The organism is Herpetosiphonaceae bacterium, from assembly GCA_036374795.1.
GTDB lineage: Bacteria > Chloroflexota > Chloroflexia > Chloroflexales > Kallotenuaceae > LB3-1.
On sequence record DASUTC010000151.1, the window covers coordinates 1 to 6,954 of the forward strand.

8 protein-coding genes, 1 tRNA gene and 1 rRNA gene are annotated in these 6,954 nt (G+C 60.3%); 8 read left to right on the forward strand and 2 right to left on the reverse strand.

Annotated elements, in window-relative coordinates; genetic code table 11:
* Nucleotides 1-194: 194 nt before the first annotated feature.
* Together rrf and VFZ66_10360 are read left to right on the forward strand one after the other, a co-directional pair.
* A 5S ribosomal RNA gene (gene rrf, locus VFZ66_10355) occupies nt 195-309 on the forward strand.
* A 24-nt stretch (nt 310-333) separates the two neighbouring features.
* A tRNA-Met gene (locus tag VFZ66_10360) sits at nt 334-408 on the forward strand.
* 125 nt (nt 409-533) lie between these two features.
* Here VFZ66_10360 and VFZ66_10365 read toward each other — a convergent pair.
* Nucleotides 534-932, reverse strand: coding sequence for a PspC domain-containing protein (locus VFZ66_10365; protein ID HEX6289584.1), 399 nt, complete (start codon nt 930-932; stop codon nt 534-536).
* A 93-nt stretch (nt 933-1,025) separates the two neighbouring features.
* Nucleotides 1,026-1,700, reverse strand: coding sequence for a lysophospholipid acyltransferase family protein (locus tag VFZ66_10370; protein ID HEX6289585.1), 675 nt, complete (start codon nt 1,698-1,700; stop codon nt 1,026-1,028).
* 212 nt (nt 1,701-1,912) lie between these two features.
* Here VFZ66_10370 and VFZ66_10375 point away from each other — a divergent pair, with 212 nt between their 5' ends.
* The 6 genes from VFZ66_10375 to VFZ66_10400 form a co-directional block, all read left to right on the forward strand.
* Nucleotides 1,913-2,833: a cation diffusion facilitator family transporter gene (locus tag VFZ66_10375; protein ID HEX6289586.1), complete on the forward strand. Its 921-nt coding sequence runs from the start codon at nt 1,913-1,915 to the stop codon at nt 2,831-2,833.
* 249 nt (nt 2,834-3,082) lie between these two features.
* Nucleotides 3,083-3,964, forward strand: coding sequence for a pyridoxal 5'-phosphate synthase lyase subunit PdxS (pdxS, locus tag VFZ66_10380; GenBank protein HEX6289587.1), 882 nt, complete (start codon nt 3,083-3,085; stop codon nt 3,962-3,964).
* 32 nt (nt 3,965-3,996) lie between these two features.
* A complete protein-coding gene (gene pdxT / locus VFZ66_10385) occupies nt 3,997-4,569 on the forward strand; it encodes a pyridoxal 5'-phosphate synthase glutaminase subunit PdxT (GenBank protein ID HEX6289588.1) in 573 nt (190 codons plus the stop codon).
* A 101-nt stretch (nt 4,570-4,670) separates the two neighbouring features.
* Nucleotides 4,671-5,117 (forward strand): DinB family protein, encoded by a 447-nt coding sequence (locus tag VFZ66_10390; protein HEX6289589.1) that lies wholly within the window; start codon nt 4,671-4,673, stop codon nt 5,115-5,117.
* 37 nt (nt 5,118-5,154) lie between these two features.
* Entirely contained in the window at nt 5,155-6,138 is a 984-nt protein-coding gene (locus VFZ66_10395) for a hypothetical protein (GenBank protein ID HEX6289590.1), read from the forward strand.
* Between the two features lie 16 nt (nt 6,139-6,154).
* On the forward strand, nt 6,155-6,954 hold an 800-nt coding region (locus tag VFZ66_10400; GenBank protein ID HEX6289591.1), incomplete at its 3' end, for an AAA family ATPase.

Genomic DNA, 6,954 nt, shown 5'->3' on the forward strand with positions numbered 1-6,954 from the left:
CCGTGGACGCCCGGTGACGGGTGGAGCGGACGCGCACTGACGCGCGAGGGCTTGCCTGGTCCCTGGAATCTTCGGCAGGCGCGCGGCGCGCGGGCTGACGCAAGGCACAAACGACGACGAGGATGACGAGAGATTGCGCACTGGTAGGCACCTGGTGAGGTGCAGCATCCGTGCTGAGCGAGGGCACAGCGTTTGGGTGTGTGCGGAGCGCCACGGACCCACCCCGTCCCATCCCGAACCGGGCCGTGAAACGTGGCAGCGCCGCGGGTACTGGGGCCTCGGCCCTGGGAGACAAGGTCCATGCACCCTGACTAATACTCTTCTCAGCGACGGCGCGGCGTGGAGCAGTGGCAGCTCGTCGGGCTCATAACCCGAAGGTCGCAGGTTCGAATCCTGCCGCCGCTACCAATATCGACAAGGACTTCTCATGTGGGAAGTCCTTGTTGTGTTTAAACAGGCAATCTGGAGGCGGGATGAGCAACAAAATAGCCGGGGAGTAAATAACTCCCCGGCGTTGTCTCAGGCTACGTCTACTACAATCGTCTGGTCGGGCCAGTTTCCGGGCCTTCGTTTGGATCGTGCTGGGCTGTGCCCTGCTGAGATGTTGGCTGATTGACCTGACGCGCTTGCTCATTGCCGACAAGATGGCTGATCTGGCTACCAACCTGTTGCGCCACCTGCGTGGCGCGCCGCTCCATCTCGGAGATATTCTCGCGCACCTGCTGGCTAAAAGGCTGGTTCACGGTGCTCTCGCTGGGTAGGATTGCCCACAAGATGAGATAGATAAACGGTGAGACGCCGCTGAGGACCAGCAGAACAAAGCCCAAACGAACGAGGGTCGGATCGACGTTAAGGTAATTGGCGACGCCGCCAGCCACGCCCGCGATAATCCGATCGGTATTGCTACGTGTTAAGCGCCGTGTTGTATCCATGGTGTGCTCCCTTGTATAAAACCTCAAGTTTACTAACCGGCATATCTGACGCCCAGTTGAAGCGAAGTGTTGCATATCGCGTGCCCTGCGGCTCTACCCCGACGCCTCGATCATCTCTTTCAGCCGCCTGACTTCTGCCTGAAGCAAGTTCGTCACGGTTTCAAGCAGATGGACCTCTGGAGTACGTCCTGTTCCGTGATAGTGGTAAGGCTCTGTAGCGATGGGTGGCCCAAACACAATACGGATCGGGACACGATGCGGTATCTTTGCTCCTGCGGGCATAGCGCGATCGGTGCCGCTGATCGCCGCTGGAATGAGCAGGGCGCGGTATTTGAGCGCCAGGCGGGCGGCTCCAAACCGAAAGGGCTTAAGCTGCCCCGTGCGGCTACGGGTGCCCTCAGGAAAGAGCGCAAGTAGCTGCTGCTGCTCAAGCACCTGTTCGGCAAGCCGGATCGCCTCAGGATCAGATGCGCTGCGGCGTAGGGGGATGGCTCCATAGCGCCGGATCAGAGCGCCTAAGATCGGTACGCGAAAAAGCTCGATTTTAGCCAGATAATTAATCGGGCGCGGGCACGCCACGGCCAGGAGCACTGGATCGAGGTTGCTAAGATGATTACAGGCAAGCACCACCGCGCCTGTTTCAGGAATATGCTCGACACCTTGCGATTGAAGATGGAAGTAGGCGGCTAACGGTGGCGCAAATATGTTGTGTGTCAGCCGATAGATTCGAGGGCTTGGTGCCCAGCGATATTCGACGATGTCTGCCATTGGGTGGCGCTCCTCCCATTTGCATGATTATAGCAGGAGCCGTCGTGACGTGAGCGCTCGTGCTTATTCTGGTATGATCCGGGCGAGCGGCGCGCACCGACGTTTGCTGCTCATGCTGAGCTAGTTGAGATACTTGATCTGCTGCGCATACCGCCATCATCGCTTGGATGATACACGGTATGGGAACAGAGAAGGATGGCCGAGGCATAGCTATGCTCACCCAGTCTGCCCGCTCATACACGTTCTTTTCGATAGGAGCGGCACTGCTGACGATTATCCTGAAATTTAGCGCCTATCTCCTGACAGGCTCGGTAGGTTTATTCTCCGATGCTGCCGAGTCGGTGGTTAATCTCATTGCTGCGCTGGTTGCCCTCTGGGCCTTGACATTGGCGGCACGTCCGCCGGATGAGGAACACGCTTACGGGCACACCAAAGCCGAGTACTTCTCCAGTGGCCTCGAAGGTGCGCTGATCTTAATTGCCGCCGCGAGCATCGGCGTCGCCGCCTGGAGTCGGATCTGGGAGCCTCAGCCACTTCAGCACGTTGGATTAGGAGTTGGCATATCGGTGCTGGCGGCGGCGATCAACGGTGGTGTCGCGCTCCTGCTGATGCGGGCAGGCAAGCGGCTGCGCTCGATCACGCTGGAGGCGGATGCGCATCATCTACTTACAGATGTCTGGACCACCGTGGGCGTTGTCGTTGGCATCCTCCTCGTTCAAGTGACAGGCTGGCTGATCCTCGACCCGCTGATCGCGGTCGTCGTCGCGGCCAACATTGTCTGGACCGGCGTACGGCTCTTGCGTCAGACAGGCTACGGCTTGCTCGACAGCGCCTTATCGCGGAGCGACCAGCAGGTGATCAGCGGCGTGCTGGCAGGCTACCAGCGCAAAGGAATCGAGTTTCACGCGCTGCGCACGCGTATGTCGGGGCCGCGCCGCTTTATCTCGATGCACGTGCTGGTGCCGGGATCGTGGACCGTGCAGCGCGGCCACGACTTGTGCGAGGAGATCGAGCTGAGTATCAACCGCGCGCTGCCCGATAGCACCGTGATGACCCACCTTGAGCCGCTTGAAGATCCGGTCGCCTGGGATGATCAGGGCCTCGATCGTGTGGTGCGGCACTCAACGCGCTAATGCGCAGGCAGGGTAGGAACGGAAGAACAAGGGAACAAAGAACAAAGGTGCGGGGAGCATAGCCCAAACATTTCCTGTCGAGGGAAGAGCACTGCTTGCGACAGAAAGTATTTACACTTCTTCTATGGGTAATCCATTGCAAGAGACTCTACTATTGTCTGCTGTATAGCGTTAATTGTGTCACTTTTCGCGTATGGTACAATACGGCACATACAAATAGTTCAATTCAGGCCCATAGGAGGCTGTAATATGGAAAAATCGACGTGGACGACGAAAGTAGGGCTGGCCCAAATGTTGAAGGGCGGCGTGATCATGGATGTCGTCACCCCCGAGCAGGCGCGGATCGCCGAAGAGGCCGGGGCCGTCGCCGTGATGGCGCTGGAGCGTGTCCCGGCTGACATTCGCAAGCATGGCGGCGTCGCGCGCATGAGCGATCCCGAAATGATCCAGGGTATTGTCGAGGCTGTGACAATCCCAGTCATGGCGAAAGCGCGCATCGGGCATTTTGTCGAGGCTCAGGTGCTAGAGGCGCTCGGCGTAGATTATATCGACGAGAGCGAAGTGCTAACGCCCGCCGACGAGACGAATCACATCAACAAGCATAAATTCAAAGTGCCGTTTGTGTGTGGCTGCCGCAACCTGGGCGAGGCGCTGCGCCGCATCAGCGAAGGCGCGGCGATGATCCGCACCAAGGGCGAGGCCGGTACCGGTAACGTGGTGGAGGCAGTGCGTCACGCGCGGCAGTTGTTCGCCGACATTCGCCGCCTGCAAACCATGGACGAGGACGAGCTGTTTGTGGCGGCCAAGGAGCTGCAAGCGCCTTATGAGCTGGTCAAGCAGGTTGCCGAGACGGGCAAGCTGCCGGTGGTGAACTTTGCCGCTGGCGGCATTGCGACTCCGGCGGACGCGGCATTGATGATGCAGCTTGGCGTCGAAGGCGTGTTTGTCGGCTCCGGCATCTTCAAATCGGGCGATCCGGCGCGGCGGGCCAAAGCGATCGTCGAGGCGACGACCCACTACAACGATCCGAAGATCATCGCCGAGGTGAGCAAGGGCCTGGGAGAGGCGATGGTTGGGATTGAGATCAGCGCTATTCCGCAGACCGAATTGCTGGCCGGACGCGGCTGGTAGGCTCGGCAACCGTAGAAGACGAAAAGGACACAATGAACGTTGGCGTGCTGGCGCTGCAAGGCGCTTTTATCGAACATGAGCATATGCTGCGGCGGCTGGGCCATCAGGTGACGCAGGTGCGGCTGCCGCAACATCTCGACGCGATCGATCGTCTGATCATTCCCGGCGGCGAGAGCACGACGATCGGCAAGCTGCTGGTAGCGTATAAGCTCCTTGAGCCGATGCGCGAGCGCGCGCAGCAGGAGATGCCGATCTGGGGCACCTGCGCGGGGATGATCTTGCTGGCTAAGGATATTACCGAAGGCCGCCCCGAAGGACAGCCCGCGCTGGGGCTAATGAATATCACCGCGCGGCGCAACGCTTTTGGACGGCAGCTTGATAGCTTTGAGGCCGATCTGAGCGTTGCCGAGTTTGGCGAGCGGCCTTTCCATGCGGTCTTTATCCGCGCGCCCTTGATCGATAAGGTTGGGCCTGATGTTGAACCGCTGGCAGCACTTGACGACGGTCGTATAGTAGCAGCACGGCAGGGACGGTTTTTAGCGACGGCGTTTCACCCTGAGCTAACGAACGATCCCCGCTTTCACGAGCTATTTCTGGATCTGTAGCCGATTGCAGAATCAGGCGGCCTGTTGGGAAACTGCCGATTCTGCATGAGAACGGGAATGGTTTGGGGGAGTATCCGACACCCCCGGCCTGATGGCAGACTATGGATACGCTGCTTGATCAACTGAACCGGAGCGCACAGCAGATTGTGAATCTGGTACGCGACGTGCCGGAGGCGGCGCTGCGGCGTAAGCCTGGACGTGAGTGGGCCGGGCTGGAGGTGCTCGGCCATCTGCGCGATCGTGAGCGTCTGCTGGGCGAGCGCATGACGCTGTTTGCTGATGGCGAGGCGCGGATTCCGAACTGGGACCAGGAAGCGGCGGCGGCTGGCGGGCGCTACCTTGGCGAAGCGCTCCAAACGACGATTGCCGAGTTTCAGGAATTGCGGCATACAAACGTCCAGCGCCTAGCGGCGCTGGCACCGGAGATCTGGGATCGGGTAGGGCAGCACGAAGTTCAGGGGCCGTACTCGCTGCGTACGGAAGTCGAGCGAGTGGTGGGGCATGACGAGGCGCATCTACGACAGCTTGAGGTGTTGCTGACACCCTAGCTGCTGGCGCTGTCCGGCTACATTGAGGAGCACCGGATTGATTCGACCGGCGATGGTCGCCGACCTCTGGGCGTTGCGGCGGCGACCACAGCGGCGCATCTTTTTCTATACCGAGACGATGCTGGCGAACAGCTATCGTCCTTTTGTCGTGTCGTTGCGCTCGATGCTGGGACCGCTCGGCAACGATATGGTCACGCTCGTGCTGCGCAACGGCGGCCTGCGCGGCTTTATCCAGGCGCACAAGCGCGCCCACGCGCCGGAGATCGATATTTCGTATCTCGCCGGGTTTACCTCGCACAGCAGCCACATACCCGACGGAGATGTCTGGTTCTCGCTGACGGAGAACTTAATCGAGCGAGCCGGGCACGCGCGGATCGAGCGGGTCTTTGCGGCAGTGGGGCATCGCTTCGAGGATATGACCGAAATCCTCAGGCAGCTTGGCTTTCAGCCCTACACCCAGCAGCAGATCTGGATGCTTCCAGAGCCGATGATCCAGGAGGGCAGCGCGCTGATGGCGCTCCGCCGACAGCTCCGGCGCGACGCATGGCCGATCCACCAGCTGTATATGCGCGTGACTCCCCGGCACGTGCAGCATGCCGAACTCCGACAAAGCACCTCCTGGCAGCTTCCGATGCCTCGGCGACGGCTGGGATGGTGCGAGCGCGGCTGGATCCTGGGCAACGATCAGTCGCTTCAGATGCATATTCACGTGCTGACCGGCCCACGGGCGCATGTGCTGCGTCCGATGTTCGAGCCGGAGATTCGCCAGCAGGCGGCGACCATGTTACGCTACGCACTGAGCCATATAAGTGAGCCGCGCACGGTTTTTGCTGTAATACGCGGCTATCAGTCGGAAATCGGCAGCGCTCTTGAGGAACTGGGCTTTAAGCTCCGTGGTGAGCAAACGCTGTTCGTCAAGCATCTGGTTGTGCCGCAGCGTCATGCCGTGCGTGTACCGGCGCTGCTGAGGACTGAGCCGAACCTGGAGCCGGCTACGACATTGCCACGCATCCCGCAGTAGGGAGTAGGACGAGCGTATGAAAGAACAGGTTATTACAAGTAATATAGATCTTTTACTTGACACCTTGCCGCCGCATATTCGCCGCCCAATCGACGACGATGTGCGTCGTGATGATCTGATTGAGATTGTGATGGATCTGGGCCGCCTGCCCGAAGCCCGCTATCGCAACGCCGAAGAGTTTTTATCGGAGATGGAGATCACGCGCGAAGATCTGGAATATGTCGTCTCGCGCATCGGGCGCTTCGGCGAGGATAATCGCGCTGGCATTCCACGCACGCTGCACCGCATCTCGGCGATCCGCAACCGCTCCGGCCAGATTATTGGCCTGACCTGCCGCGTTGGCCGCGCGGTGTTCGGCACGATCGACATCCTGCAAGATCTGGTCGAGGAAGGCCAGAGCATCCTGCTGCTGGGACGGCCCGGCGTCGGCAAGACGACGCTGCTGCGCGAGATGGCGCGGGTGATCGCCGATAACTTCCGCAAGCGGGTGGTGATCGTCGATACATCGAACGAGATCGCGGGCGACGGCGATATTCCGCACTCAGGCATCGGGCGTGCGCGCCGCATGCAGGTGCCGCGACCATCCGAGCAGCACGGGGTGATGATCGAGGCGGTCGAGAATCACATGCCGGAAGTGATCGTGATCGACGAGATCGGCACCGAGCTTGAGGCGCAGGCCGCGCGCACGATCGCCGAGCGCGGCGTTCAGCTTGTGGGCACGGCGCACGGCAATAGCCTCGAAAACCTGATGATCAACCCGACGCTCTCGGACCTGATCGGTGGGATTCAGGCGGTGACGCTGGGCGATGAGGAGGC